Origin of the sequence: Proteus columbae, from assembly GCF_002777965.1 — a bacterium.
Lineage (GTDB): Bacteria > Pseudomonadota > Gammaproteobacteria > Enterobacterales > Enterobacteriaceae > Proteus > Proteus columbae.
The window spans coordinates 56302-82513 of sequence record NZ_NGVR01000020.1; the positions used below are offsets into that span (position 1 = coordinate 56302).

Annotated in this window: 19 protein-coding genes and 1 other RNA gene; 7 read left to right on the forward strand and 13 right to left on the reverse strand. The window is 38.3% G+C overall.

From position 1 onward, the window contains the following. Positions 1–25: 25 nt before the first annotated feature. Genes ubiH through CBE70_RS09055 form a run of 3 tightly spaced genes read right to left on the reverse strand, consistent with a single transcriptional unit; the run spans position 26 to position 3152 of the window. A complete protein-coding gene (gene ubiH, locus CBE70_RS09045) occupies positions 26–1198 on the reverse strand; it encodes a 2-octaprenyl-6-methoxyphenyl hydroxylase (protein WP_100159085.1) in 1173 nt (390 codons plus the stop codon). Positions 1199–1211: 13 nt separating this feature from the next. Next, on the reverse strand, positions 1212–2522 hold the full coding sequence (gene pepP / locus CBE70_RS09050) for a Xaa-Pro aminopeptidase (RefSeq protein ID WP_100159086.1): 1311 nt from the start codon (positions 2520–2522) through the stop codon (positions 1212–1214). A 51-nt stretch (positions 2523–2573) separates the two neighbouring features. Continuing rightward, the gene (locus CBE70_RS09055) at positions 2574–3152 is read right to left on the reverse strand and encodes a YecA/YgfB family protein (RefSeq protein WP_100159087.1); all 579 of its coding nucleotides are present in this window, start codon (positions 3150–3152) and stop codon (positions 2574–2576) included. A gap of 176 nt (positions 3153–3328) precedes the next feature. Here CBE70_RS09055 and zapA point away from each other — a divergent pair, with 176 nt between their 5' ends. The 6 genes from zapA (at position 3329) to CBE70_RS09085 (ending at position 10389) form a co-directional block, all read left to right on the forward strand. After that, positions 3329–3658 (forward strand): cell division protein ZapA, encoded by a 330-nt coding sequence (gene zapA, locus CBE70_RS09060; protein WP_023581530.1) that lies wholly within the window; start codon positions 3329–3331, stop codon positions 3656–3658. A gap of 109 nt (positions 3659–3767) precedes the next feature. Continuing rightward, a non-coding RNA gene (ssrS, locus tag CBE70_RS09065) (6S RNA) lies at positions 3768–3951 on the forward strand. Positions 3952–4121: 170 nt separating this feature from the next. Beyond that, complete coding sequence (locus CBE70_RS09070) at positions 4122–4715, forward strand: 5-formyltetrahydrofolate cyclo-ligase (protein WP_100159088.1); 594 nt, start codon at positions 4122–4124, stop codon at positions 4713–4715. A gap of 121 nt (positions 4716–4836) precedes the next feature. Further along, positions 4837–6894: a peptidase domain-containing ABC transporter gene (locus tag CBE70_RS09075; protein ID WP_100159089.1), complete on the forward strand. Its 2058-nt coding sequence runs from the start codon at positions 4837–4839 to the stop codon at positions 6892–6894. 2 nt (positions 6895–6896) lie between these two features. Beyond that, on the forward strand, positions 6897–8258 hold the full coding sequence (locus tag CBE70_RS09080; RefSeq protein ID WP_100159090.1) for an HlyD family type I secretion periplasmic adaptor subunit: 1362 nt from the start codon (positions 6897–6899) through the stop codon (positions 8256–8258). Positions 8259–8274: 16 nt separating this feature from the next. Next, positions 8275–10389, forward strand: coding sequence for a type I secretion system permease/ATPase (locus CBE70_RS09085; RefSeq protein WP_100159091.1), 2115 nt, complete (start codon positions 8275–8277; stop codon positions 10387–10389). A 97-nt stretch (positions 10390–10486) separates the two neighbouring features. Here the strand turns inward: CBE70_RS09085 and serA are convergent, their stop codons facing one another. Both serA and rpiA read right to left on the reverse strand, forming a co-directional pair. Further along, the gene (serA, locus tag CBE70_RS09090; RefSeq protein ID WP_100159092.1) at positions 10487–11737 is read right to left on the reverse strand and encodes a phosphoglycerate dehydrogenase; all 1251 of its coding nucleotides are present in this window, start codon (positions 11735–11737) and stop codon (positions 10487–10489) included. Positions 11738–12009: 272 nt separating this feature from the next. After that, positions 12010–12666 (reverse strand): ribose-5-phosphate isomerase RpiA, encoded by a 657-nt coding sequence (gene rpiA / locus CBE70_RS09095; protein ID WP_072069239.1) that lies wholly within the window; start codon positions 12664–12666, stop codon positions 12010–12012. A gap of 160 nt (positions 12667–12826) precedes the next feature. On the opposite strand from rpiA, the gene CBE70_RS09100 reads away from it, so the two are divergent. Then, positions 12827–13726 carry a LysR family transcriptional regulator ArgP gene (locus CBE70_RS09100; RefSeq protein ID WP_100159093.1) on the forward strand — a complete coding sequence of 300 codons (900 nt, stop codon included), beginning with the start codon at positions 12827–12829 and terminating at the stop codon, positions 13724–13726. Between the two features lie 73 nt (positions 13727–13799). Here CBE70_RS09100 and CBE70_RS09105 read toward each other — a convergent pair whose 3' ends face one another. From CBE70_RS09105 to aceE, 8 genes are all read right to left on the reverse strand, one after another. After that, positions 13800–14534, reverse strand: a complete 735-nt coding sequence (locus tag CBE70_RS09105) for an oxidative stress defense protein (protein WP_100159094.1) — start codon at positions 14532–14534, stop codon at positions 13800–13802. Between the two features lie 86 nt (positions 14535–14620). Further along, positions 14621–15244 (reverse strand): arginine exporter ArgO, encoded by a 624-nt coding sequence (gene argO / locus CBE70_RS09110; RefSeq protein WP_100159095.1) that lies wholly within the window; start codon positions 15242–15244, stop codon positions 14621–14623. Between the two features lie 164 nt (positions 15245–15408). Next, entirely contained in the window at positions 15409–16269 is an 861-nt protein-coding gene (gene mscS / locus CBE70_RS09115; RefSeq protein WP_100159096.1) for a small-conductance mechanosensitive channel MscS, read from the reverse strand. A gap of 92 nt (positions 16270–16361) precedes the next feature. Next, positions 16362–16733: a YacL family protein gene (locus CBE70_RS09120; RefSeq protein ID WP_100159097.1), complete on the reverse strand. Its 372-nt coding sequence runs from the start codon at positions 16731–16733 to the stop codon at positions 16362–16364. Positions 16734–16870: 137 nt separating this feature from the next. Continuing rightward, a complete protein-coding gene (acnB, locus tag CBE70_RS09125) occupies positions 16871–19468 on the reverse strand; it encodes a bifunctional aconitate hydratase 2/2-methylisocitrate dehydratase (protein WP_100159098.1) in 2598 nt (865 codons plus the stop codon). Between the two features lie 489 nt (positions 19469–19957). Beyond that, complete coding sequence (gene lpdA, locus CBE70_RS09130) at positions 19958–21385, reverse strand: dihydrolipoyl dehydrogenase (protein ID WP_100159099.1); 1428 nt, start codon at positions 21383–21385, stop codon at positions 19958–19960. Positions 21386–21585: 200 nt separating this feature from the next. Next, a complete protein-coding gene (aceF, locus tag CBE70_RS09135; RefSeq protein ID WP_100159100.1) occupies positions 21586–23451 on the reverse strand; it encodes a pyruvate dehydrogenase complex dihydrolipoyllysine-residue acetyltransferase in 1866 nt (621 codons plus the stop codon). Between the two features lie 12 nt (positions 23452–23463). Then, positions 23464–26130 (reverse strand): pyruvate dehydrogenase (acetyl-transferring), homodimeric type, encoded by a 2667-nt coding sequence (gene aceE, locus CBE70_RS09140; protein WP_100159101.1) that lies wholly within the window; start codon positions 26128–26130, stop codon positions 23464–23466. Positions 26131–26212 lie beyond the last annotated feature (82 nt).

Genomic DNA, 26212 nt, shown 5'->3' on the forward strand with positions numbered 1-26212 from the left:
AAAGTATCCTAAAAAGCGATTATATTTAGTCTGTCCAGCCAAGTGTTTGATGCGCCAATTTATCTCTCATCATTGGGAGCAATTCCATTGTCATTAACCCTAAGTTGCGAGAAACAATCAATGGTACACAACGATTTGCAAACACTTTCACCAACCCATCAGTAATAGAAATGGTTTTTTCTCTATCTTGTTGGCGAAGTTGTTGATATTGAGAAAGCACTCGATAACTACCAATATCAATATTGGCATTAATCGCTTGGGTGATTATATTAGCGAGTGCCATAACATCACGTAAGCCAAGGTTAAAACCTTGTCCTGCAATAGGATGAAGTGTTTGCGAGGCATTTCCAACTAACGCTAAACGATGACCAATAATTTGATTGGCTTTTTGTAGTGCTAAAGGGTAGCAATTTCGCTTGCCAATATGCTCTATCTTTCCTAAACGCCAGCCAAAATCACGCTGTAAATGAGCGATAGTTGTTTTATCATCCCACTGTGAGACTTCATCCAATTTTTCAATAGGATGACACCACACTAATGAACTACGCCCTTCACTCATTGGTAACATGGCTAATGGACCAAACTCAGTAAAGCGTTCGAAAGCTTTACCTTGAGGATCGATTTGCGTTTTAACATTAGCGATCACCGCCACTTGATGATAAGGCTCTCGTTGCCATTGAATATGGCACTGGTGACCAATAGGTGAGTTAGTACCATCAGCAGCAATCAGTAAATCACCCGATAATTGCGTACCATCATCAAGTGTTACCTCAACAGAATCGATATTACGTTGAACTTGTTCAACTTTAGCGGGGCAATAAAGCGTGATATTAGATTGTTTTTTTAACTTAGCAAAAAGCTGACGCCCTGCATCATGCAATTCAATAACATAACCCAGTGCTGAGATATCATAGTCTTGTGCATGAATATTAACAAAACCACAATGACCTTTATCAGAGACATGAACATGATTAATGGGGGTGACAAAAGGTTTTAATGTTGACCAAAGCCCGATTTGCTCTAACCGTTTCGCTGTTCCATGTGCTAATGCAATCGCTCTTGCATCAAACCCAGGGTGCCCATTGTCAGGCTCTCTTGCTTCAATTAACGAAATTGAAATCTTACCTTTATTTAATGCAGAGAGTGCAAGTGCTAATGTCGCACCTGCCATTCCACCACCCACAATAATCACATTCATGCTGATTTTAGCCTTAAATTTTTCCTGCCATCAGAGCTTCAATTTCATCCGGATCTTTAACGACAGATGCCGTTAAGTTCTCATTGCCTGTTTCTGTGATAACAATGTCATCTTCAATGCGAATACCAATACCACGATACTCTTGTGGCACATCTGCATCTGGCGCAATGTAAAGTCCCGGTTCAATGGTCAGTACCATGCCAGGCTCTAAAATACGGTCACGCTCCGTGCCATAATGTCCAACATCATGAACATCAAGGCCTAGCCAATGGCTTAAGCTATGCATAAAGAAACGCTGATAGGCTTTTGTCTCAATAAGATGCTCGATTTCGCCGTGCATAATGCCCAGTTTAACCAGTCCTTCGACCATGATATACACGACATGCTCAGTGACTTCTTTGATACTTGTACCAGGTTTGTACAATTCCAAAGAAACATTGATGGATTTTAAGACGATGTCATAAATTTCACGTTGTTGACGGCTAAATTTACCATTAACAGGGAAAGTACGGGTGATATCACCAGCATAACCTTCATATTCACAGCCTGCATCAATAAGAACTAAATCCCCATCGCGCATTTTGGTTTCATTTTCGGTGTAGTGCAAAATACAACCATTTTCACCACTGCCAACAATACTGTTATAAGAAGGGAAACGCGCACCATGAGAGACAAACTCATGTTCAATCTCACCTTGAAGTTGATATTCATACATACCCGGCTGACATTTTTGCATCGCACGCGTATGTGCTAATGCAGTAATTTTTCCGGCTTTACGCAGTAATTCAAGTTCAAAATCAGATTTAAATAGGCGTTGTTCATGAACAATTGGACGCCAATCAATGATAGTTTGTGGTGCTTTTAAGTTACGACGAGAACCTTTTCTTAAGGTTTCTAATGCACCAAAGACTATCTCATCAGCAAACGCATATTCACCTTGGGCATGATAAACAACATCTAACCCGTTTAATAATTGGTAAAGTTGCTCACCAACATCGTCATAAGGTAGTGCCTTATCAACACCTAATTTTTCGGGTGCTGCTTCTTGTCCAAGGCGACGACCAAACCAAATTTCAGCAGTTAAATCTCTAACGCGATTAAAAAGCACACTATGATTATGTGTTTCATCACTTTTAATCAGCACAAGAATAGCTTCAGGCTCGCTGAAACCAGTTAGATAAAGGAAATCACTATGTTGGCGATAAGGATACTCACTATCGGCATTACGTTGCGCTGGTGGTGCGGCAAAAAAGATAGCTGCACTCGCAGGCTTCATTTGAGCTAATAATGCCTGACGACGGGATAAAAATTCTTGCTTATTCATACCCACTCCTGTCTTTCATTTATCTTTATGGTTATCTAATTAATGATGAAATTAATGTAGTACACGTTGCTCATTTTTTTCGTCATTTCCTTTGTCTTTTGGTGCGACAAAAGTGATATAACAAAGTTGAACGGATACTTTTACATATTCACTGACTTCTTCAAGTGCATCTTCAAGTTCTTCTTGGTTTTCGTCTTCTTCGTAACCTAGCGCACCAATATTACGCAAATCAGTAATCACTTCCGTCAATTCTTTATGATCAGACAACTTAGGTTGAGCAACACCCAGACCTAAAAGAAAATGATTTACCCAACCTGCAAGAGCATCTGCTCTTGGAAAAACAGATTCAGATTCGTCAGGTACTAGCATAGAGAAGTTGAACACACTGTCATCGAGCTGTTCATAGGTGATGTGATAAAGCTCTTCAAGTGGCTCTGATAACGTTTTAGGAAAAGCTAAACCTTCATTGGTCAGATCATGTAATAAGGTTTTCCAACTGTTATCGCGCACTGCACCGCAAATAAATCCTGTAATCAAACCATGCATTTCAGCCGCGGTTAAAGGTACTGTATGTTGCTGTAATAATGCATCAATAGTTTGATAATTCGGTAATGTGTTCTGTTTTGACATAAGAATAAACGTCGCATTTAGGGGAATAGTTCAAGATATGCTACCATCAATAGAAGTCGCTGTACCAGTTAAGCCATGTTAATCATTGGAATTTTTGCAGTAATAGCGTTTAATACAGCGTTATAACCGTATACACTACTAAACACGTAGCACAGATTTTATGTCAGGAAGGAATCATGTCCGCACAACCCGTTGATCTTCAAATTTTTGGGCGCTCATTACGTGTCAATTGCCCACCAGAACAAAGAGATGCTTTACTGGCTTCTGCTGCTGAACTGGAACAACGATTACAAGATCTCAAAGAACGCAGTGGTGTTTCCAATACAGAGCACTTAATTTTTATCGTGGCATTAAATATGAGTCATGAGTTGGCAGAAGAAAAGTTAAAAACCAGAGACTATGCCTACAACATGGAAGAGAAGATAAAAATGCTACAACAATCCATTGAACAAGCTTTACACGATCAAGGCAAGCACCATGATCGCACTTTTTCAACAGCGAAGTAGATTTGTTCAGAAAGCATGCGTACACCACGAAATTCACAGATAATAGGTTGCTTTCTACAATTAAAATAATACAATAGTTCATAGATAAGGTGCTTAGCGCACCCACCAAATTTCTCTGAGATGTTTGCCAGCGGGCCAGTCCCCTGAGCCGATATTCGAAACACATAGAACGTGGTGATCTGTTGCTTGTGAGCATACCCGATTCGTTCAGGCAGCCTAATGGCAGCAACACTATGTTCACCTTGGACCATGGGTTCAAGGGTTACAGCTTGCGGCGGCATCTTGGAGACCCCTACTAAAGTTCTAAACGCTAAGTATTTTATAACTACTTAATGTTTAGAACTTTTTTTATGCCTCTATTCTCATATCTTCAACTTCTTCGCTTTCTTACCTCTAAAGTGTGATAAATTGATTAAAATGATGGTTTTTACTTAATGCTAACCACTTATTGATGGATTGATGAATGACGCATACTTCACTTTTTCAGCAAAGAGATGAAATCCGCAAAGCTATTCGCCAAAAACGACGTTTACTTACATTAGACGAGCAACAACAGGCTGCTGATAAATTGTGCGAGCAAGTTCTTACTCATCCAAAAATCAAACAAGCACCGACTATTGCACTGTTTCTTTCTTTTGATGGTGAAATTGATACGTCCCCTTTGATTTCCCAGCTATGGAGATTAAATAAACAAGTTTGCTTACCTGTATTACATCCATTTCATCGCCATCACCTCCTTTTTTTACGCTACACGCCTTCTACTGTGTTAGTAAAAAATCGCTTTAATATTTCTGAGCCTCCTTTAAATGTGAACATGGTTATTCCCATCTCAAATATTGATATCATTTTTACACCTTTAGTGGCTTTTGATGAACAAGGTCAACGATTAGGTATGGGGGGCGGTTTTTACGATAGAACACTAGAAAACTGGCAACAAAAGTCATTTTACCCAATGGGGCTTGCTCATACTTGCCAACAAGTTGAATATCTCCCTACCGCTAATTGGGATGTTCCATTACCTGAAATTATTACGCCAGAAAAGATCTGGCATTTTTAGTTTTATATTAGTACTAGATTAAGATTAATGATTATCATCTGTGTTTTTTTATATTTTTGATAAAAAAAATAATATTGAATACCTTTTTATATTTTCAGCTATACAAAGGTATTTTATTGAAATGGATCATAAAACAAAAAGCCGCCTAATAAAAAGCATTATTATTATTATCAATTTAACAAAAAAAAGAGAAATAGAAATAAAAAAAGGCTCTACTATAAACTCATTAGAAACTGAATATCAGTTTAAACTAAAAAAAACAAAAAAATCATTTATTTTAAAAAAAACAGAAAATCATATTATTTTTTCAGATAATAAAAATAATATGTTTATATTATTAAAAAAAAATAAAAACACATATCTTATTTATGATCTACAAGCAGATAAAACAGAAAACCTAAGTCAAAACCAATTCAATTCATTAAACATTTCACAATGCTATTATCTTTGTTTTAAAGAAAATCCATTTTTTAGTCTCTCATGGTTTTTTACAACAATAAAGAAATACAAAATTATCTTTATAAGCATCCTATTTCACTCACTCATCCTTCAACTATTAATGCTTACATCTCCTTTTATAATACAAATTATTATGGATAAAGTGGTTATCCATCAGGCTTTATCAACATTAGATGTTTTAATTATTGGATTAATTTTTATTGCTATTCTAGAAGGGACACTAAAAGGGGTTCGAGAATATATTTATCAACACACAGCGAATAAAATTGATATAAGGTTAAGTCTAAAACTCGCTCAACATTTATTTAAACTTCCTATCGGTTATTTTAAATCACGTCAAACCGGTGCCATTGTTGCTCGAATAAAAGAGCTAGATATTATTAGAGAATTTATAACAAAAACACTCTTACTGTTATTTATTGATTCTTCCTTTATTTTTTTATTTATATTTTCAATGTCAATATTATCACTAAAACTGACATTAATATTTATTTCAACAATTCCTCTTTATTTTATTTTAGCTAAATTACTTGCGCCAAAAATAGAATTTGCAGTTCAACATCTTTATCAAAAAATCGCGGTCAATACAGCATTTCTGACTGAAAGCTTAGGTGGCATTGAGACAATTAAAAGTCTTTCTCTTGAGCCAAGATTTACACAACAATGGTATACACAAATTCATAAACTAACAGGTGAAAACGAAAAGCTTCAAAATATTGATAATTTATCTCGCTTTATTGTGTCATTTATAAATAAAACAACAGTTGCACTACTCCTATGGGTAGGGGCTTGTGAAGTTATTTCGTTTTCAATGACAATAGGTCAGCTTATTGCTTTTATGATGCTACTTGGCTATTGCTTACAACCTTTAGCGACAGCTATTGATGTTTGGGGAAAATATATAAAAACAAAAATAGCAATCTATAACTTACAAGATATACTTAACCTTCCTAAAGAACAAAATAATTCAATATTAGAAACAAACATTAATGGTGAAATTACTTTTAATAATGTTAGTTTTTATTACCAAAATCATACACCTGCTATTTTAAATAATATTTCATTACATATAAATAAGCATGAAGTTATTGGTATTGTTGGAACATCAGGATCAGGAAAAAGTACTTTAGCACGCATGATCTCAGGTCTTTATATTCCACAATCAGGTCATGTCGCACTTGATAACATTCCTCTTTCGCAACTTAACTTAAATAAAGTACGACAGCAAATAGGTATTATTCTACAACAAAATTTTTTATTTAATCTAAGTGTGTTTGATAATATCCGACTCACTCGACAAAATGCCTCTTTAGAAGACGTTATTTACGTCGCAAAACTAACGGGCGCTCATGAATTTATTTTAAAACTGCCATTAGGTTATGACACTATTATTGCAGAGGGAGGACAATCCTTATCAGGAGGACAACGCCAACGCATTGCGATTGCAAGAGCCTTATTATCTTCACCTAAAATTTTAATCTTTGATGAAGCCACCAGCGCATTAGATGATGAATCTCAGTCCATAATCCAAGAGCACCTTCCTCTTATTGCAAAAGAGAGAACCGTTATCATTATTGCTCATCGTCTTTCAACGGTGAGAACTTGTAATCGTATTATTGTGTTGGATAAAGGCAACCTTATTGAAGAAGGATCCCATAAAGAATTAATTGCAAAAAACAGCCATTACAAGAGACTTTGGCAACGCCAACAAGGATGTTGAGTATGAACCTAAATATAAAATCTGCACTCTCTAACGTATTTCAACGTAAGAAAAAGAATATCAATTATGATTTCTACCCTAATCACATTGCACTTATTGAAAAACCTTTAACACCTTATAGTCGTTATATTGCGTCAATTATTTCATTCAGCGTTATCGCTTTTATTATGTGGGCTTATTTAGGCAAATTAAATGTACAATCACCTGCAACAGGTAAACTTATTGTTTCAGGGCATTCTCAAGTTATTCAAATTTATGAGCATAGTCGCCTTGCTGTCCTTCATGTAAAAGAGGGACAAAAAGTAAATCAAGGTGATGCATTGTTAACACTCGATATATTAGGTGTTGATGAAGAAGTTAAAGGAATACAGAAAAAAATAGATAGTCTGCTGTCATTTAAACTCCGTTACCAAGCATTAAGTCAAGGAACATCACCACAAAAACTTTATCATTTTAATAAGTTAGATGAAAAAATAAAAAAAACCATTTTTATCAGTTACCAAAAAGAGAAAGATGAATTTGAAAGTAATATAAATTTAATCGATGCTGAAATTGAAGTTAATAATAAAAATCAAACTATGATCTATAATGAATTACTGTCATTAAATGCATTAAAAGAAAATATTAAAAAACGTTTTATTCTTAAGGAAAAGCTTTTTATTAAAAAAATAATTAGTCAAATGGAATATCTAGAAAATGAAAAAGAGTTATTAGAAATAAACCGAGTCATTACAATTAAGAATGCTGAGTATCAGCTCATTAAAAGTCAAGAGAAACAATTAAATGAAAATTTGGATAAATTAGAGAAACAGAAAAAATTAGAATGGCATGATAAATATAAACAATATGAAAATGAACTATTAATTTATAGCCAAAATCTTAATCATGCTCAGAAACGACAACAGCTAAAAATTGTCCGAGCCCCCGTTACAGGTACTGTACAACAAATCAAAAATTACACACTTGGCAGTATCTTACAACCATCACAACAGGTGATGACGATAATTCCTGATAATCAACACAATATAGCAGAAGTTAATATTCTCAATAAAGATATTGGTTTTATTCATGTAGGGCAAAAAGCAATGATAAAAATAGATGCTTTTCCTTATACACGTTATGGCACTTTAGAAGGAAATATAACTAATATCGCCAGAGATTCTGTTCAACATGAGCAATTAGGTTTAGTTTATCCCGCAACAATTGAACTAAATACGCAAATGATAGAAAGCAATAATCAACAATATAACCTTGCTCCTGGAATGTCTTTAGTCGCTGAAATTATTATCGATAGACGTCGTGTTATTGACTATTTCTTAAGCCCAATAGAAGTTTACCGTCATAACGCACTAACAGAAAAATAATAAGGTGATTAATATCATGAATAATATTAATTTAGAGATAGAAAAAAAATATCACTCATCAATTATTGATGGGCTAATTTATTTCTCAAAAACACAAAATGGAAAGATAAAAAAAGAGCAAGTTATTCATTTTCTTGGTAAAGATGATCACCTTAATAAGTGGGATATTCTTGAAGCTATTCAACTTTTGGAATTAAAGGGTGATTTCTGCTTACTCGATTATAATGAGAATTTTATTATCAACACCCTTATCGAAATAAATAATTATTGGTATATTTTAAAAAAAACAAAAGAAAAAACATTAATTATTATAAACCCTACAAATAATATAAAAACTGAACATGTTATTGATAAAGAAAAAAAGCTGAATATATTACAACTTATTGCTAAAGAGCCCTCTTCATCATCATTATCAAAATTTAATCTAAACTGGTTTATTCCTTCTATACTAAAACAGAAAAAATCATTATTTCTATTTTTTATTTTATCTTGTTGCATTCAACTTTTTGCTCTAGTGAATCCCATTATTTTCGAAAAGTTTATCGATACTGTTTTAACAGGGAGAAATTTATCAAATTTACATCTATTTGGTTGCCTGTTCTTCTTAATTGCTATCACGGAGCCCATATATCTTTTTTTACGTGATAAGTTATATGCATTTATCTCTTGTCAATTAAGTGCTGAATTTTCAGGAAAAGCCTATCAACATCTCATCCGCTTACCGAACCATTTTTTTACTCAACGCCCATCTGGACAAATCATTGCTCGTATACAAGAGCTTTCACATATCAGACAATTTATTACAGGTTCAGCATTGATGATGGTGCTTGATCTTATTTTTGTTGCTGTGTTTATCTTTGTGATGTTTATTTATTCATCAAGCTTAACGTGGATAATATTAAGTTCTTTAGTTCTTTATTTTATATTTTGGCTTATTCTCGGACCTATCATTCGTTACTGGGTAAAGCAAGAATATCAAACCAACGCGGATAATATTAGTCTACTGACAGAAGCGATAAATGGCATAGAAACCATTAAAGTGACCGCAACAGAAAATCATTTTATAGAAAAGTGGCAATACAAGTTAACCGATCATATTAATAAACGTTTTTCAGGTACTAAAAAAGCGTTATTCGCTCAGCAATTTATTTTTATTATTCATAAGATCACTACTGCAATTATTTTATGGCAAGGTGTCAATTTCATTATTAATGCACAAATGACGGTGGGTGAACTTATCGCTTTTAATTTATTTGCCGCCCATATCACACAACCTATTTTACGTTTAGCACAATGTTGGCAAGATTTTCAACAAACAGCCATTTCTCTGCGTCGTATTGGTGATATTTTAAGTCATCCCACAGAACATCAATCTCAAGGATTAGCTACCGTTCCTAAAATAACAGGGAGCATTATTTTTTCAAATGTCTATTTTCGTTATACAGACAAGACACCTGATGTTATTGAGTCACTTTCTTTATCTATTCCAGCAGGAAAATTTATTGGTATTACAGGGCGTTCAGGCTCAGGAAAAAGTACTCTCACACGCTTAATTCAACGTTTCTATATACCTCAACAAGGAAAAATTTATATTGATGGCATGGATTTAGCTATCGCTGATCCTTTATCTTTACGCCAAAGTATCAGTATCGTTTTACAAGATAGCTTTTTATTTAGTGGCTCTATTCTTGAAAATATTCGTTTATCAAAACCGAATGCAAGTGAAAAAGAAATAACAGAAGCCTCTCAACTTGCGGGAGCTTTAGATTTTATTGAGCAACTCCCTTTAGGATTTAATACTCAGGTAGGAGAAAGAGGCGCTAATTTATCAGGAGGGCAATGCCAGCGTATTGCACTTGCTAGAGCCTTATTAACTAATCCACGTATTCTTATTTTAGATGAAGCAACATCCGCATTAGACTATGAGTCTGAAGCACAAATTTTAGCGAATTTACCTCAAATTTGTAAAAATAGAACAGTGATTAGTATTGCACATCGTCTTAATACTTTAACGCATTCAGATTATATCTACGTAATAGATAAAGGGCAGGTATTAGAAGAAGGCTCTCACTCTCATTTATTAGAAAACCATGCGCTCTATTACCAATTATGGAAGCAGCAAATCCAATAATTAGGAATTAAAAATCAATAATTAAAAATTAAAAATTAATAAAGAAAAGGCTCGATATTTCGAGCCTTTAATTTGTTATTGATAACAGCCTTAACAATTAATACAACATACGCGCGCGGATCGTACCCGGCAGAGCTTTGATTTTTTGTAACACTAATTCAGCTTGTGCTTTCGTCTGTGTTGTAATATCAATCACAACATAACCCACATTGCCTGATGTACGTAAATACTGTGCGGCTACGTTGATATTTTCTTCGGTAAACACTTTGTTGATACTATTCATCATACCTGGGCGGTTTTCATGAATATGCAGTAAACGGTTTACATCGTCGCCGTGACTTGGCAATGAAACTTCGGGGAAGTTAACTGCTGATAATGTAGAGCCGTTATCTGAATATTTGGCTAATTTACCCGCAACTTCGTAACCAATGTTTTCTTGTGCTTCTTGTGTTGAACCACCGATATGTGGTGTTAATATCACATTGTCGAATTTGATAAGTTCAGATACAAACGGATCGTTAGGATCATTATTTGCACCCGGCTCTGATGGGAATACGTCAACCGCAGCACCAGATAAATGTTTTGATTCTAACGCTTGAGCCAATGCTGGAATATCAACCACAGTACCACGAGATGCGTTGACAAGAATTGCTCCCGGCTTCATGCGTTGAATTTCTTCATGACCAATCATATTTTTGGTTGATGGTGTTTCTGGCACATGTAAGCTAACAATGTCACACATATTCAATAATTCAGATAAATGGCGAATTTGTGTTGCATTACCTAATGGCAGTTTGTTTTCAATATCATAAAAATAGACATCTAAACCCACACTTTCAGCCAAAATACCTAACTGTGTACCAATATGACCATAACCAATGATGCCCAGTTTTTTACCACGCGCTTCAAAACAGCCTTTAGCTTGTTTATCCCAAACACCACGATGAGCTTTCGCATTGGCTTCAGGAATACGACGCAGTAATAACAGCAATTCGCCAAGCACCATCTCAGCCACGGAACGAGTGTTTGAGAAAGGAGCATTAAAAACGGGAATACCGCGGCGAGCAGCGGCATCTAAATCAACCTGATTAGTACCAATACAGAAGCATCCCACAGCAACTAATTTTTCAGCTGCTGCAAAAATTTCTTCTGTTAAGTGAGTGCGGGAACGAAGACCAACAAAACGTGCATCACGGATAGCTTCTTTTAATTCTTCGTCCGATAATGCGCCTTTGTGATATTCAATATTGGTATAACCCGCTGCTCTTAAATTTTCTACTGCACTTTGGTGCACGCCTTCAAGAAGTAGAAACTTTATCTTTTCTTTTTCCAAAGATACTTTGACCATTTACCCTGCCCTATCGTTATTACATTTAATGAAAAACAAAATCCTGTCTCAACAACATAACAAAAATAGAGTTTGTGGCAATACAACCGATTGCAGTGATGACAGAATAAGCGATAAAGAAAGCGATTTTCTACCGAGTAAAATGATTTTGACTTTGAAAAAGGCAGGATTTTAAAGAGAGATATAACTATGGTGTGATATATATCACTGAATTTGCAGTTTCTAAAATAATTTTAAAAAGAGGTCGCCATCGCCACCTCTTTTTAGTCATCTTACTTAATGGTTTTAACGCCTTCAGAAGTTCCCATTAAAACGACATTTGCACCGCGGTTAGCAAATAATCCTACTGTAACCACACCAGGAATACTGTTAATTTTGTTTTCCAGTTCAATAGGGTTAAGAATTGTTAAGTTATGAACGTCTAAAATAACGTTTCCGTTATCTGTTACTACGTTTTCACGATATTCAGGCAAGCCACCCAGTTTAACCAATTCACGAGCTACATAAGAGCGCGCCATTGGAATAACTTCAACAGGTAGAGGGAATTTACCTAATACATCAACTTGTTTAGATTCATCAACGATACAGATAAATGTTTTCGCTACGCCAGCAATGATCTTTTCACGCGTCAATGCAGCACCACCGCCTTTGATCATCTGCATTTGATGGTTAATTTCATCAGCACCATCAACATAGATATCTAAAGAATCAACTTCATTACAGTCGAAAACAGGAATGCCGTAACTTTTTAATTTTGCAGTTGATGCTTCTGAACTTGAAACAGTGCCTTCAATTTGACCTTTCATTGTTGCTAATGCATCAATAAAGTGAGAAGCCGTAGAGCCAGTACCGACACCCACAATCGTGCCTGGTTTTACATATTCAAGCGCTGCCCAACCTACTGCTTTTTTCAATTCATCCTGAGTCATTTAAAAAACCTTATTTATCACGTTAATGGACTAAGAATAGCATATTGCATTCAAAACTAGCACGAGACACATCAAAAACTGAGAAGCAACATTTTAACTCATTACAACAAAAAATATGGCATAGTAAGCAATAGAATATAAAATCGAAGAGAGTCTGTTAATGAAACGCCCTGATTATCGAGCATTACAAGCCCTTGATGCCGTCATTCGAGAACGTGGTTTTGAAAGAGCTGCGCAAAAGTTATGTATTACACAATCTGCCGTTTCTCAGCGTATCAAACAGTTAGAAAATTTATTTGGACAACCGCTATTAGTCAGAACTGTTCCACCTCAACCTACAGAGCAAGGACAAAAATTATTAGCGCTATTGCATCAAGTAGAATTACTTGAAGAGCAATGGTTAGGTGATGAAAACAGCGGTTCTACACCTCTTTTACTCTCTTTGGCGGTGAATGCGGACAGTTTAGCAACATGGTTATTGCCCGCTTTACATCCCGTCTTAACGCAACTGCCTATTCGTCTCAATATTCAAGTGGAAGATGAAACTCGCACTCAAGAACGATTAAGACGAGGCGAAGTCGTTGGTGCAATCAGTATTCAGCCACAAGCACTACCAAGTTGCCTTGTCGATCAATTAGGCGCTCTCGATTACCTATTCGTTGCTTCTCCTGACTTTGCTCAACGCTACTTTGCTAACGGTGTAACAAAATCTTCGTTATTAAAAGCGCCAGCAGTCGCATTTGACCATCTTGATGATATGCATCAGGCATTTTTACAACAAAATTTCGGTTTATCACCCGGTAGTGTGCCGTGTCATATCGTGAACTCTTCTGAAGCCTTTGTGCAATTAGCTAAACAAGGTTCAACCTGCTGTATGATCCCTCATCTGCAAATTGCTAATGAACTAAAAAACGGGGAGTTGGTTGATTTAACTCCGGGGCTTTGCCAGCGACGTATGCTTTATTGGCACCGATTTGCACCAGAAAGTAGAACGATGAGAAAAGTGACAGACGCACTCATTGATTTTGGTCGTAAAGTTTTAAAACAGGATGAAGAGTAATACGCTATTTCATCTTAGTAACACAAAAAATAGGCTTCATATTGAAGCCTATTTTGTTTTTATCACAGCATGGTTATTTAGTGCGTTTTAATTCAAAAACCACATCAACATAATCTTTAAACTCGATGCTTTGCTGTTGATAAGTTTCTTGCACAGCAGCAGGTGCTTGCGTTTTTAATGCCATTGCATCCATACGCACTTGTGCAATTGGATAAGGCGTTGCTTCTGGTGCACGATAACTTACACTATAAACTGCACCTAAATCAGCGCCGAAACCTTTTGCAACTGAACTTGCTTGATCAATCGCGTTTTTAATCGCCACTTCGCGTGCTTTCGCTTTATATTGCTCTGGATTATTGACACCAAATTCAACGTTATTAATCTCATTTAAACCCGCCGCTAATGCACCATCAAGTAACGTATTAAGCTGTTCTAATTTCTTAATTTTAACATTAACAGTACGGGTTGCGGTATAGCCATTAATGACTGAACGTTCTGCTTTTTTATCATACTCATAGTTCGGTTGAGTGCGGATATTAGCAGCATCAATATCTTCCTTTACAACACCATTTTCTTTTAAGAAGGCAAAATATTTTGCAACACGCTCATCAACTTGTTTCTTAGCTTGAGCGGCATCTTTTGCTCTTTCATTAACCTGAATATTTAATGTTGCCATATCAGGAGCGGCTTTAATTGTCGCATTGCCCGATGTTGTAATATGTGGTCCTTCTGGCTCCGATGCAGCGAGTGCAATGGAAGGTAATCCCAGCGTAAACATGGATGCTAATACAATCGCTTTTAATTTCACAAAAACCCCCTGACAAAATAAATTTTAATGTCCTGTTTTTAGGACTAAGAAGAACATTAGCATATATGATGTAAAGTTCTTTAAGATTAAAAGAGAGTTTTCCATCCTTGTGCTGCTAATTGAACAGCAATAAACCACATTACACAGCCTACAAACAGATTAATAATACGTTGAGAACGTGCTTTACTTAATATTGGAGAAAACCAAGCTGCTAGTAGTGATAACACAAAAAACCAGCTTATAGAGGCAAATACCGCACCAAATGTAAACCAAGGGCGCAGTTCTGACGTTAATTGCCCACCAATACTGCCTATCACCACAAAAGTATCTAAATAAACATGAGGATTAAGCCAAGTGACCGCAACTAATGTCACAATCACACGCCAGCGACTTTTTACCTGATTTTCACTCTGTGATAATTCAATATCTTGTGAAAATGCAGTTTTAAATGCATTCCAGCCGTACCATAGTAAGAACGCCACTCCTCCCCAAGTGATCAGCAATAAAAGTGTTTCTGATTGACTAAGCAATGCACTTCCACCAAAGACGCCCGCCGTGATCAAAATAACATCACTCAAAGCGCATAATGATGCACTCATCAAATGAAACTGTTTTTTACTTCCTTGTTGTAAAACAAAGGCATTTTGAGCACCTATTGGCAAAATCATTGCTGCACTTAATAAAAAACCCTGAAAAAAAGTTGTGAACATGCAAAATATCCTAATAATTATTCATTTAATATTGGATGAATAATAAAGGGATTTTGATATTAGAGGAAATGAATCATTCTTATTGATAATAAGAAAAACTAATGACGATAAATGCAAAAAAGCCACGCTATTAACGTGGCTCGATGTCATCTATTTTTGTGAGACTATTCTGCTTTCGCTGTCGCACTTTGTGTTTGATGCATATAAACATCCATTTGTGGGAATGGAATACCGATATTATTCGCATCTAATGCGCGTTTAAAATCTTCCATTAAATCCCAATAAACTGGCCATGCATCACCATTGGTTGTCCAAACACGTACCACAAAATTTAATGAAGACGGTGCCATTTCATGTAAACGGATAGTCACGCCTTGATCATGTTGAATACGTTTATCTTTAGCAACAACATCACCCAGCACTTGTTTCACTTTATCAATATCAGCATCGTAAGCGACACCGACCATAATTTGTGTACGGCGATTAGGTTCACGCGTTAAGTTGATAACTTCACTACTGATAATTTTGCTATTCGGGATAACAATAATTCGGTCATCAGCTGAACGTAATGTTGTAGAAAAAATCTGCACATCTTTCACTGTGCCTTCTACCGCACCAATCATTACATATTCATTTGTACGTATTGGACGGAAGATAACAATCAATACACCGGCTGCAAAGTTAGACAGCGATCCTTGTAATGCCAAGCCAACGGCTAAACCGGCAGCACCTAATACCGCAATAACAGACGCTGTTTGAACCCCTAATCGCCCTAATACCGCAATTAAGGTAAAAGCCACAACAGTGTAACGAACTAAAACAGATAAAAATGTCACGACTGTAGCATCGATATGACGCAACGTAAGTACTCTTGCGACACCTTTGCCAATCATTTTTGCCACAAAAAGTCCAATAAATAGGATCAAGAATGCAGCCACAATATTCACAGCATACTGAATAAAGAGATCTTGATTAGCGACAAGCCAACCCGTTGCTTCATCTAAACTAGCAGGTAATTCATTCATTAGACCACCTTTTAAACTTAAAAACGTAATAAAAAGAAGAGTAATTCAATAGTATATTGTGGCAGATTTATTCCAAAAATATATAGGATTTGTTAATTTTTTCTATTTTCCAGAATAAATAACCGATATTTTTGTAGCATAGTAGCGAAATCATCTAACCCACAAAAAGCAATGCTCTCGTTATCGTAATAACTCATGCCTTCTTCCATTTCATCTGTTTCAAAATGTAATGTATTCGCTCTTACCATTACTTCTTCATCATCAATAGAAAGGCTGTATTCTTTACCGATTAACTCCCACTGTCTTTCACTACCTTTAATACCTTCCATTTCTTCAAGAATTTGATCTATGAGACTAATATCGCCCTGAATTTCATCATTTAGCCAATAGCCTATTGCTTCATGATCCATCGAAAAACGGGCTAATATACCGCCAGTGAGATCTCGCTGAAATTCATAATCCATGGTGTACGCCCCTTATTAAGCTCTCGCTTTTTTAATAAAAAATACCTTCTTCTTATTATGACAAAAATAACAAAAAACGGGAGGCATTTGCCTCCCGTTTGTTCATATTAAATACATTTAAAGCAATAAATTAATCGTTATACCGTTGTTTGGAAAATAACTTGGTCTGCTTTATCTGTATATTGTTCAAGTTGATCAAAATTCAGATAACGATAAGTATCTTCTGCGGTTTCATCCACTTTATTCATAAAGTCCAGATACTCTTGTGGCTCAGGCAAACGTCCTAATAATGACGCAACAGCCGCAAGTTCTGCTGAAGCGAGATACACATTTGCACCTGTACCTAAACGATTAGGGAAGTTACGTGTCGATGTTGAAACGACTGTTGCACCATCAGCCACTCGCGCTTGGTTCCCCATACATAATGAACAACCCGGCACTTCGATACGCGCACCGCTCTTACCAAAGACGCTGTAATAGCCTTCTTCCGTTAATTGTGCTGCATCCATTTTTGTTGGTGGAGCAACCCATAAACGTGTTGGTAATTGACCTTTATGTTGATCAAGCAGTTTACCCGCAGCACGGAAGTGACCAATATTGGTCATACAAGAACCAATAAACACTTCATCAATTTTACTGTTTGCCACTTCTGAGAGCAGACGTGCATCATCAGGATCATTCGGCGCACATAAAATAGGCTCTTTGATCTCATTTAAATCAATTTCGATCACTGCCGCATATTCTGCATCTGCATCAGCTTCAAGTAATTGCGGATCTTTCAGCCAGTTTTCCATTGACGTAATACGACGCTCAATAGTACGACGGTCACCATAGCCTTCAGCAATCATCCATTTCAGTAAGATGATGTTTGATTGCAGATACTCAATGATAGGTGCTTTATCCAGTTTAATTGTACAACCCGCGGCAGAACGCTCTGCTGACGCATCAGCAAGCTCGAACGCTTGTTCTACTTTCAGTTCTGGTAAACCTTCAATTTCAAGAATACGACCAGAGAAAATATTTTTCTTACCTTTTTTCTCAACTGTCAGCAAACCGTCTTGAATTGCGTAATAAGGAATAGCATGAACTAAATCACGCAATGTCACACCCGGTTGCATTTCACCTTTAAAACGCACCAGAACGGATTCTGGCATATCTAATGGCATAACCCCTGTTGCCGCAGCAAAAGCCACAAGACCTGAACCCGCAGGGAATGAGATACCAATAGGGAAACGGGTATGTGAGTCACCGCCTGTACCAACAGTATCAGGTAATAACATACGGTTTAACCATGAGTGGATAATACCGTCACCCGGACGTAGTGAAACACCACCACGGTTCATAATAAAATCAGGTAAGGTGTGATGCGTTGTAACATCTACTGGTTTTGGATAAGCCGCGGTATGACAGAATGACTGCATTACTAAATCAGCAGAGAAACCAAGACACGCCAAGTCTTTTAGCTCATCACGGGTCATTGGGCCTGTGGTATCTTGTGAACCCACAGAGGTCATTTTTGGCTCACAGTATTCACCAGGGCGAATACCGGTACGACCACAAGCACGACCAACCATTTTTTGTGCTAAAGAGAATCCGCGATTGCTTTCTTCAACAGGTTTAGCATGACGGAATAATGTGCTAACAGGTAAACCTAGTGACTCACGCGCTTTAGATGTTAAACCACGACCGATAATCAGTGGAATACGACCACCTGCACGCACTTCATCAATTAATACTTCTGTTTTCAGCTCAAAGGTTTCCAGTAACTCATTCGTTTCATGGTTACGGATTTCACCTTTGTATGGGTAAATATCAATAACATCACCCATATTTAATTTAGAAACATCGACTTCTATCGGGAGTGCGCCCGCATCTTCCATAGTATTAAAAAAGATTGGTGCAATTTTGCCGCCAAGAACAACACCACCACCGCGTTTATTAGGGACAAACGGAATGTCGTCTCCCATAAACCAAAGTACAGAGTTAGTTGCTGATTTACGTGATGAGCCAGTTCCTACAACATCACCAACATAAGCCAGTGGGAAGCCTTTCTTGTTTAATGCTTCGATTTGTTTAATAGGACCTACGCTACCCGGCTGATCAGGTTCAATGCCTTCGCGTGCATTTTTTAACATGGCTAAAGCATGTAATGGGATGTCAGGGCGCGACCAAGCATCAGGGGCTGGAGATAAGTCATCGGTATTAGTCTCACCAGTGACTTTAAAAACAGTAACTGTAATTTTTTCTGCTAATGCAGGACGCTCAGTAAACCACTGCGCATCAGCCCAAGATTGCATAATTTGCTTAGCATAAACGTTGCCTGCTTTCGCTTTTTCCTCAACATCATAGAAGTTATCAAACATCAATAATGTGTGAGAAAGCGCTTTGGCTGCAATTGGTGCTAATTTATCATTTTCCAGAGATTCAATTAAAGCATGGATATTATAGCCACCTTGCATGGTACCTAATAATTCAACAGCTTTTTCTGGTGTGATAAGAGGTGATGTGGTTTCGCCTTTCGCGAGGGCAGTTAAAAAACCCGCCTTAACATAGGCAGCTTCATCAACTCCGGGTGGAACGCGGTTAACAATTAAATCAAGAAGAAATTCTTCTTCACCTTTAGGGGGGTTTTTTAATAGCTCAACAAGTGCGGCTGTTTGTGTGGCATCGAGAGGTTTTGGAACGACACCTTCAGCTGCACGCTCTGCTACGTGCTTACGGTATTCTTCTAGCACGACTGTCTCCTCGCTTCTTTGTCATTTTGTATAACCCGGCTGTCTGCACCCTGTCTGTTGAAGGATGCCAGGTCAGAGGATCTTTTGCTCGCATAAAACATAAGAGGTTGTAAAATTATGCCCAGCTAAGGGCTATCAGCATAGCAAATCTTCAACACGATGTTAATTCGTTCACATAAAAGTAACATTAATCAGATTCAAATATCCACTTATTCAGATTAAAACACTTAAACAAAATATATAACAGGGACTTTTAACCAAGATTTTGGTTAATAACCACACTTTTTATAGTTTTTTTCATCCTTAAATTAGCACTAAAGCGAAATTACCGATTAAATAAACAACAAAAAAGCCTAATCGCTAATATTACCCTTCACTACGTAGCACTAGTCTCAACAAAAAAGCATAAAAAAAGAGCCAAGTTCTATAAAGAACTTAGCCCTTATCATTTAAACAACTTTAGTAAACTGTTTTCAGTAAACGAGTTGCTTATTTTTTCTTTTTCGCTTTTGGATTTGGAAGGTCAGTGATACTACCTTCAAATACTTCCGCAGCCATACCAATTGATTCGTATAACGTTGGGTGAGCGTGGATAGTTAATGCGATATCTTCAGCATCACAACCCATTTCAATTGCAAGACCGATTTCACCTAACAGTTCACCACCGTTAGAACCAACAATTGCACCACCGATAACACGGTTAGTTTCTTTGTCGAAAATCAGTTTAGTCATACCATCAGCACAATCTGATGCGATTGCACGACCTGATGCTGCCCAAGGGAAAGAAGCTACTTCATAGCTAACACCTTTCTCTTTCGCTTCTTTTTCAGTCATACCAACCCATGCAACTTCTGGCTCAGTATAAGCGATTGATGGAATAACTTTAGGATCGAAGTAATGTTTCTTACCAGAGATAACTTCTGCTGCAACGTGACCTTCATGGACACCTTTGTGAGCCAGCATTGGTTGACCAACGATGTCACCGATAGCAAAGATGTGAGGTACATTAGTACGCATTTGTTTATCAACATGGATAAAGCCACGATCATCAACTTCGATACCTGCTTTACCCGCATCTAACAGTTTACCGTTAGGTACACGACCGATAGCAACTAATACTGCATCGTAACGTTGTGGTTCTGCTGGGGCTTTTTTGCCTTCCATTGTTACGTAGATGCCATCTTCTTTTGCTTCAACCGCAGTCACTTTGGTTTCTAGCATCAGGTTAAATTTCTTGCTGATACGTTTGGTAAATACTTTAACCACATCTTTATCAGCAGCAGGAATAACCTGATCAAACATTTCAACTACGTCAATCTGAGAACCCAGAGAGTGATAAACCGTTCCCATTTCCAGACCGATGATACCGCCACCCATAACCAGTAAACGCTCTGGTACGGTTTTCAGTTGCAGTGCATCTGTTGAGTCCCATACACGAGGGTCTTCATGTGGAATGAATGGTAATTCGATTGGACGTGAGCCGGCAGCAACGATTGCATTGTCAAAAGTGATGGTAGTTACACCTTCAGCACCTTCAACAGACAATGTATGAGAACCAGTGAATCGTGCTTCGCCATTAACAACAGTAACTTTACGGCCTTTAGCCATGCCCGCTAAGCCACCAGTTAACTGAGAGATAACTTTATCTTTCCAGATGCGAATTTTGTCGATATCTGTTTTTGGTGCGTCAAATACAACACCGTGTTCAGATAATGCTTTCGCTTCTTCGATAACTTTAGCAACGTGGAGTAACGCTTTAGAAGGGATACAACCCACGTTCAGACAAACACCACCTAAAGTAGAGTGACGTTCAACTAAAACTGTTTCTAAACCTAAGTCAGCGCAACGGAACGCCGCGGAATAACCCGCAGGGCCTGCACCGAGAACCACTACCTGTGCTTTAATTTCAGTACTCATCGTGACCTCATTATTTATTTGTCCGGCGAGTCAGACGATAATCCATATTTAACACCGAGACTTACATACCGCATGCAGTTTACAGAAATGTTAATAAACTGAAAAGCGCTCTAACATGACGGATCTCACAACCTAAGATGTATGACTGTAAAATCCATCACTGTAATCAGAGAAACCGGCGCTAAGCACCGGTTTTAAAATTACATTACCAAACGACGTAAATCACTCATGTACTGATTAATCAGAGTGATGAATCGAGCACCGTCAGCACCATCGATCACACGGTGATCGAAAGATAGTGACATTGGTAAAATCAAGCGTGGTACGAATTCTTTACCATTCCATACAGGTTTCATAGAAGAACGGGAAAGTCCCATAATCGCAACTTCTGGTGCGTTAACGATTGGTGCAAAACCGGTAGTACCGATACCACCAAGGCTAGAAATAGTGAAACATCCGCCTTGCATATCTGCTGCTGTCAGTTTACCTGCACGCGCTTTCTTAGAAACTTCAGCTAACTCATAAGACAGTTCGATAATGCCTTTTTTGTTAACATCTTTGAAAACAGGAACAACAAGACCGTTAGGTGTATCTACTGCGATACCGATATTGATGTATTTTTTCAGGATCAGTTTCTGTCCATCTTCAGAGATAGAGCTGTTAAAGCGTGGCATATCTGCCAGAGCTTTTGCTGCTGCTTTCATTACGAAGACTAACGGCGTGATCTTAACATCCAGTTTTTTCTTCTCTGCTTCTTTATTTTGCTGCTTACGGAATTCTTCAACCTCAGTAATATCTGCTTCATCAAACAGATTTACGTGAGGGATCATCACCCAGTTACGGCTTAAGTTAGCGCCAGAGATTTTCTGGATACGGCTTAATTCAACTTCTTCAATTTCACCAAACTTGCTGAAGTCAATTTTCGGCCAAGGTAACATGCCCGGTAATCCGCCACCAGCATTAGCTGGCGCTGATTCAGCACGTTTAATTAATTCTTTCACGTAAGACTGAACGTCTTCACGTAAGATACGACCTTTACGACCTGTACCTTTTACTTTCGCTAAATTCACACCGAATTCGCGCGCTAAGCGACGAATAACTGGTGTTGCATGAACGTAAGCATCATTTTCAACAAACTCTTCTTTCGCAGCAGGCGCAGTCGCTTGTGCTTTAGCAGGTGCTGCTGGTGCAGAACTTGCTGGTGCGGCTGGCGCTTGTGCTGGTGCTTGAGCAACAGGTGCTGCACCGGCAACTTCGAAAGTCATGATCAGTGAGCCAGTTTTCACTTTATCGCCCACTGCAATTTTGATCTCTTTAACCACACCTGCAAACGGTGCTGGAACTTCCATTGAAGCTTTGTCGCCTTCAACAGTGATCAGAGATTGTTCTTCAGAGATGGAATCACCTACTTTCACCATCACTTCAGTCACTTCAACTTCGTCACCGCCGATATCAGGAACATTCACTTCTTTCACAGCAGATGCTGCTGGTGCAGATGCCGCTGGAGCGGGAGCTGCTTGAGCAACTGGTGCGCTACCTGCAACTTCAAATACCATGATAAGAGAGCCTGTGCTCACTTTATCACCTGTTGCAATTTTAATTTCTTTCACTACGCCAGCAAATGGTGCTGGAACTTCCATTGAAGCTTTGTCACCTTCAACAGTAATCAGTGATTGTTCTTCAGCAACGCTATCGCCCACTTTTACCATTACTTCAGTCACTTCAACTTCGTCACCGCCGATATCTGGAACGTGAACTTCTTTCAGTGCAGCTGTTGCAGGCGCTGCGGCTGGTACAGGTGTTGCTGCTTGAGCTGGTGCTGCTTGCGCGGCACCTTCTGCTTCAAAAATCATGATAAGAGAACCCGTTTGGACTTTATCGCCCACGGCAATTTTAATCTCTTTAACCACACCCGCTTGTGGTGATGGAACTTCCATAGACGCTTTGTCGCCTTCTACGGTAATTAAGGATTGTTCTTCCTCAATGCGGTCGCCCACTTTCACCATCACTTCGGTGACTTCAACTTCATCAGCACCGATATCTGGGACTTTAATTTCAATAGACATTCACTTTACCTCTTACGCCAGACGTGGGTTTACTTTTTCAGGGTTGATGTTGTATTTTTTGATTGCTTCTTCAACAACCTTCACATCAATCTCACCACGTTTAGCTAATTCACCTAATGCAGCAACAATCACATAAGAAGTATCAACTTCGAAGTGGTGACGCAGGTTTTCACGGCTATCAGAACGACCGAAACCGTCAGTACCTAATACGCGGTAATCATCTGCTGGTACATAAGTACGAACTTGTTCAGCGAACAGTTTCATATAGTCAGTAGACGCAACAGCTGGCGCATCATTCATAATCTGAGCGATGTAAGGTACACGCGGTGCTTCAGATGGGTGTAGCATGTTCCAACGTTCACAATCTTGACCATCACGAGCCAATTCAGTGAATGAAGTGACGCTATAAACATCAGAACCAATACCGTATTCAGCAGACAGGATTTGTGCTGCTTCACGTACATGACGCAGAATAGAACCTGAACCCAGTAACTGTACTTTACCTTTCGCGCCTTCCAGTGATTCCAGTTTGTAGATACCTTTGCGGATACCTTCTTCAACACCGGCTGGCATTGCTGGCATATGGTAGTTTTCGTTCAGTGTCGTGATGTAGTAATAAACGTTTTCTTGTTTATCACCATACATACGCTCTAAACCGTCTTGCATGATAACAGCAACTTCATAAGCGAATGCTGGATCATAAGAGATACAGTTAGGGATAGTCAGCGATTGAATATGGCTATGACCATCTTCGTGCTGTAAACCTTCACCGTTAAGTGTTGTACGACCTGAAGTACCACCTACTAAGAAACCACGTGCTTGTTGGTCGCCCGCAGCCCAACATAAGTCACCGATACGTTGGAAACCAAACATTGAGTAGTAGATATAGAATGGGATCATTGGCAGATTGTTAGTGCTGTAAGATGTTGCAGCCGCTAACCAAGATGCGCCAGCACCCAGTTCGTTGATACCTTCTTGCAGAATTTGACCTTTAACGTCTTCTTTATAGTAAGCAACTTGCTCACGGTCTTGAGGCGTATATTGTTGGCCATTCGGGCTGTAGATACCGATTTGACGGAACAGACCTTCCATACCGAAAGTACGTGCTTCGTCCGCAATAATTGGAACTAAACGATCTTTGATAGATTTGTTTTTCAACATCACGTTCAGAGCACGAACGAATGCGATAGTAGTAGAGATCTCTTTAGATTGTTCTTCCAGTAATTGGCTGAAATCTTCCAGTGCAGGGATATCCAGTTTTTCTTCAAAACGTGGACGACGAGCTGGTAGGTAACCACCTAAATCCTGACGACGTGCGTGCAGGTATTTGTATTCTTCTGATTCTTTATCAAAAGTAATATAAGGCAGGTCTTTGATTTGCTCATCGGCAACTGGAATATTGAAACGATCACGGAAATGGTGAACGCCATCCATGTTCATTTTTTTAACTTGGTGAGCAATGTTTTTACCTTCTGCCGTTTCACCCATACCATAACCTTTAATGGTTTGAGCTAAAATAACAGTTGGTTTGTTTTGAGTGTCTTTTGCTTTTTGGAATGCAGCAAAAACTTTCTTCGGATCGTGACCACCACGGTTTAATGCCCAGATTTCATCATCAGTCATATCTTTAACTAATGCAGCAGTTTCTGGGTAACGATTGAAGAAGTGCTCGCGAACATAAGCGCCATCACGAGATTTAAATGTCTGGTAGTCACCATCCAGAGTTTCATTCATTAATTGAATGAGTTTACCAGAGGTGTCTTTACGCAGAAGCTCATCCCAACGATCGCCCCACATTACTTTGATAACGTTCCAGCCAGCACCTGCGAAGATACCTTCTAATTCGTTAACAATTTTGCCGTTACCTGTAACTGGGCCATCAAGACGTTGTAAGTTACAGTTAACAACGAAGCACAGGTTATCTAATTTTTCGCGAACTGCGATAGTGATAGCACCTTTAGATTCTGGCTCGTCCATCTCACCATCGCCTAAGAACGCATAAACGGTTTGTTTAGTCGTATCTTTTAAGCCACGGTGATTCAAATATTTCAGGAATTTAGCTTGGTAAATTGCAGATAGTGGTCCCAGACCCATAGAAACTGTAGGGAACTGCCAGAACTCAGGCATTAATTTAGGGTGTGGATAAGAAGATAAACCTTTACCACCAATTTCTTGACGGAAGTTGTTTAATTGCTCTTCAGTTAAACGACCTTCTAAGAATGCACGAGCGTAGATACCTGGGGAGATATGACCTTGGAAGTAAACCAAGTCACCACCATCAGTTTCATTTTGCGCACGGAAGAAATGGTTAAAGCACACTTCATATAAAGTTGCAGAAGATTGGAATGACGCCATGTGTCCGCCGAGTTCCAAATCTTTTTTGGATGCACGCAGAACCATCATTACTGCGTTCCAGCGAATAGCAGAACGAATACGACGCTCTAATTCCAGATTGCCAGGGTAAGCGGGTTCATCTTCAGCGGGAATGGTATTGATATAATCACTGTGTACAGAACCGCCTAAAGCGATATTAAGACCACCATTACGGGCTTGTTTTAATACCTGATCAATCAGGAACTGTGCACGCTCAACACCTTCTTCACGGATGACCGAGTCGATCGCTTGTAACCAGTCGCGAGTTTCGATCGGATCCACGTCATTTTTCAGCATATCTGACATGGTGTATTCCTTATCTGTTATCTGTTTTTAATGGTTATGGGAGCCTATCTTCCCGTTCTACCCATCTGATATGACGGGAAGA

Coding starts and splice junctions, on each gene's coding strand:
- ubiH (WP_100159085.1), bottom strand. CDS start 1,198: ATGAATGTGATTATTGTGGGTGGTGGAATGGCAGGTGCGACATTAGCA.
- pepP (WP_100159086.1), bottom strand. CDS start 2,522: ATGAATAAGCAAGAATTTTTATCCCGTCGTCAGGCATTATTAGCTCAA.
- CBE70_RS09055 (WP_100159087.1), bottom strand. CDS start 3,152: ATGTCAAAACAGAACACATTACCGAATTATCAAACTATTGATGCATTA.
- zapA (WP_023581530.1), top strand. CDS start 3,329: ATGTCCGCACAACCCGTTGATCTTCAAATTTTTGGGCGCTCATTACGT.
- CBE70_RS09070 (WP_100159088.1), top strand. CDS start 4,122: ATGACGCATACTTCACTTTTTCAGCAAAGAGATGAAATCCGCAAAGCT.
- CBE70_RS09075 (WP_100159089.1), top strand. CDS start 4,837: ATGGATCATAAAACAAAAAGCCGCCTAATAAAAAGCATTATTATTATT.
- CBE70_RS09080 (WP_100159090.1), top strand. CDS start 6,897: ATGAACCTAAATATAAAATCTGCACTCTCTAACGTATTTCAACGTAAG.
- CBE70_RS09085 (WP_100159091.1), top strand. CDS start 8,275: ATGAATAATATTAATTTAGAGATAGAAAAAAAATATCACTCATCAATT.
- serA (WP_100159092.1), bottom strand. CDS start 11,737: ATGGTCAAAGTATCTTTGGAAAAAGAAAAGATAAAGTTTCTACTTCTT.
- rpiA (WP_072069239.1), bottom strand. CDS start 12,666: ATGACTCAGGATGAATTGAAAAAAGCAGTAGGTTGGGCAGCGCTTGAA.
- CBE70_RS09100 (WP_100159093.1), top strand. CDS start 12,827: ATGAAACGCCCTGATTATCGAGCATTACAAGCCCTTGATGCCGTCATT.
- argO (WP_100159095.1), bottom strand. CDS start 15,244: ATGTTCACAACTTTTTTTCAGGGTTTTTTATTAAGTGCAGCAATGATT.
- mscS (WP_100159096.1), bottom strand. CDS start 16,269: ATGAATGAATTACCTGCTAGTTTAGATGAAGCAACGGGTTGGCTTGTC.
- CBE70_RS09120 (WP_100159097.1), bottom strand. CDS start 16,733: ATGGATTATGAATTTCAGCGAGATCTCACTGGCGGTATATTAGCCCGT.
- lpdA (WP_100159099.1), bottom strand. CDS start 21,385: ATGAGTACTGAAATTAAAGCACAGGTAGTGGTTCTCGGTGCAGGCCCT.
- aceF (WP_100159100.1), bottom strand. CDS start 23,451: ATGTCTATTGAAATTAAAGTCCCAGATATCGGTGCTGATGAAGTTGAA.
- aceE (WP_100159101.1), bottom strand. CDS start 26,130: ATGTCAGATATGCTGAAAAATGACGTGGATCCGATCGAAACTCGCGAC.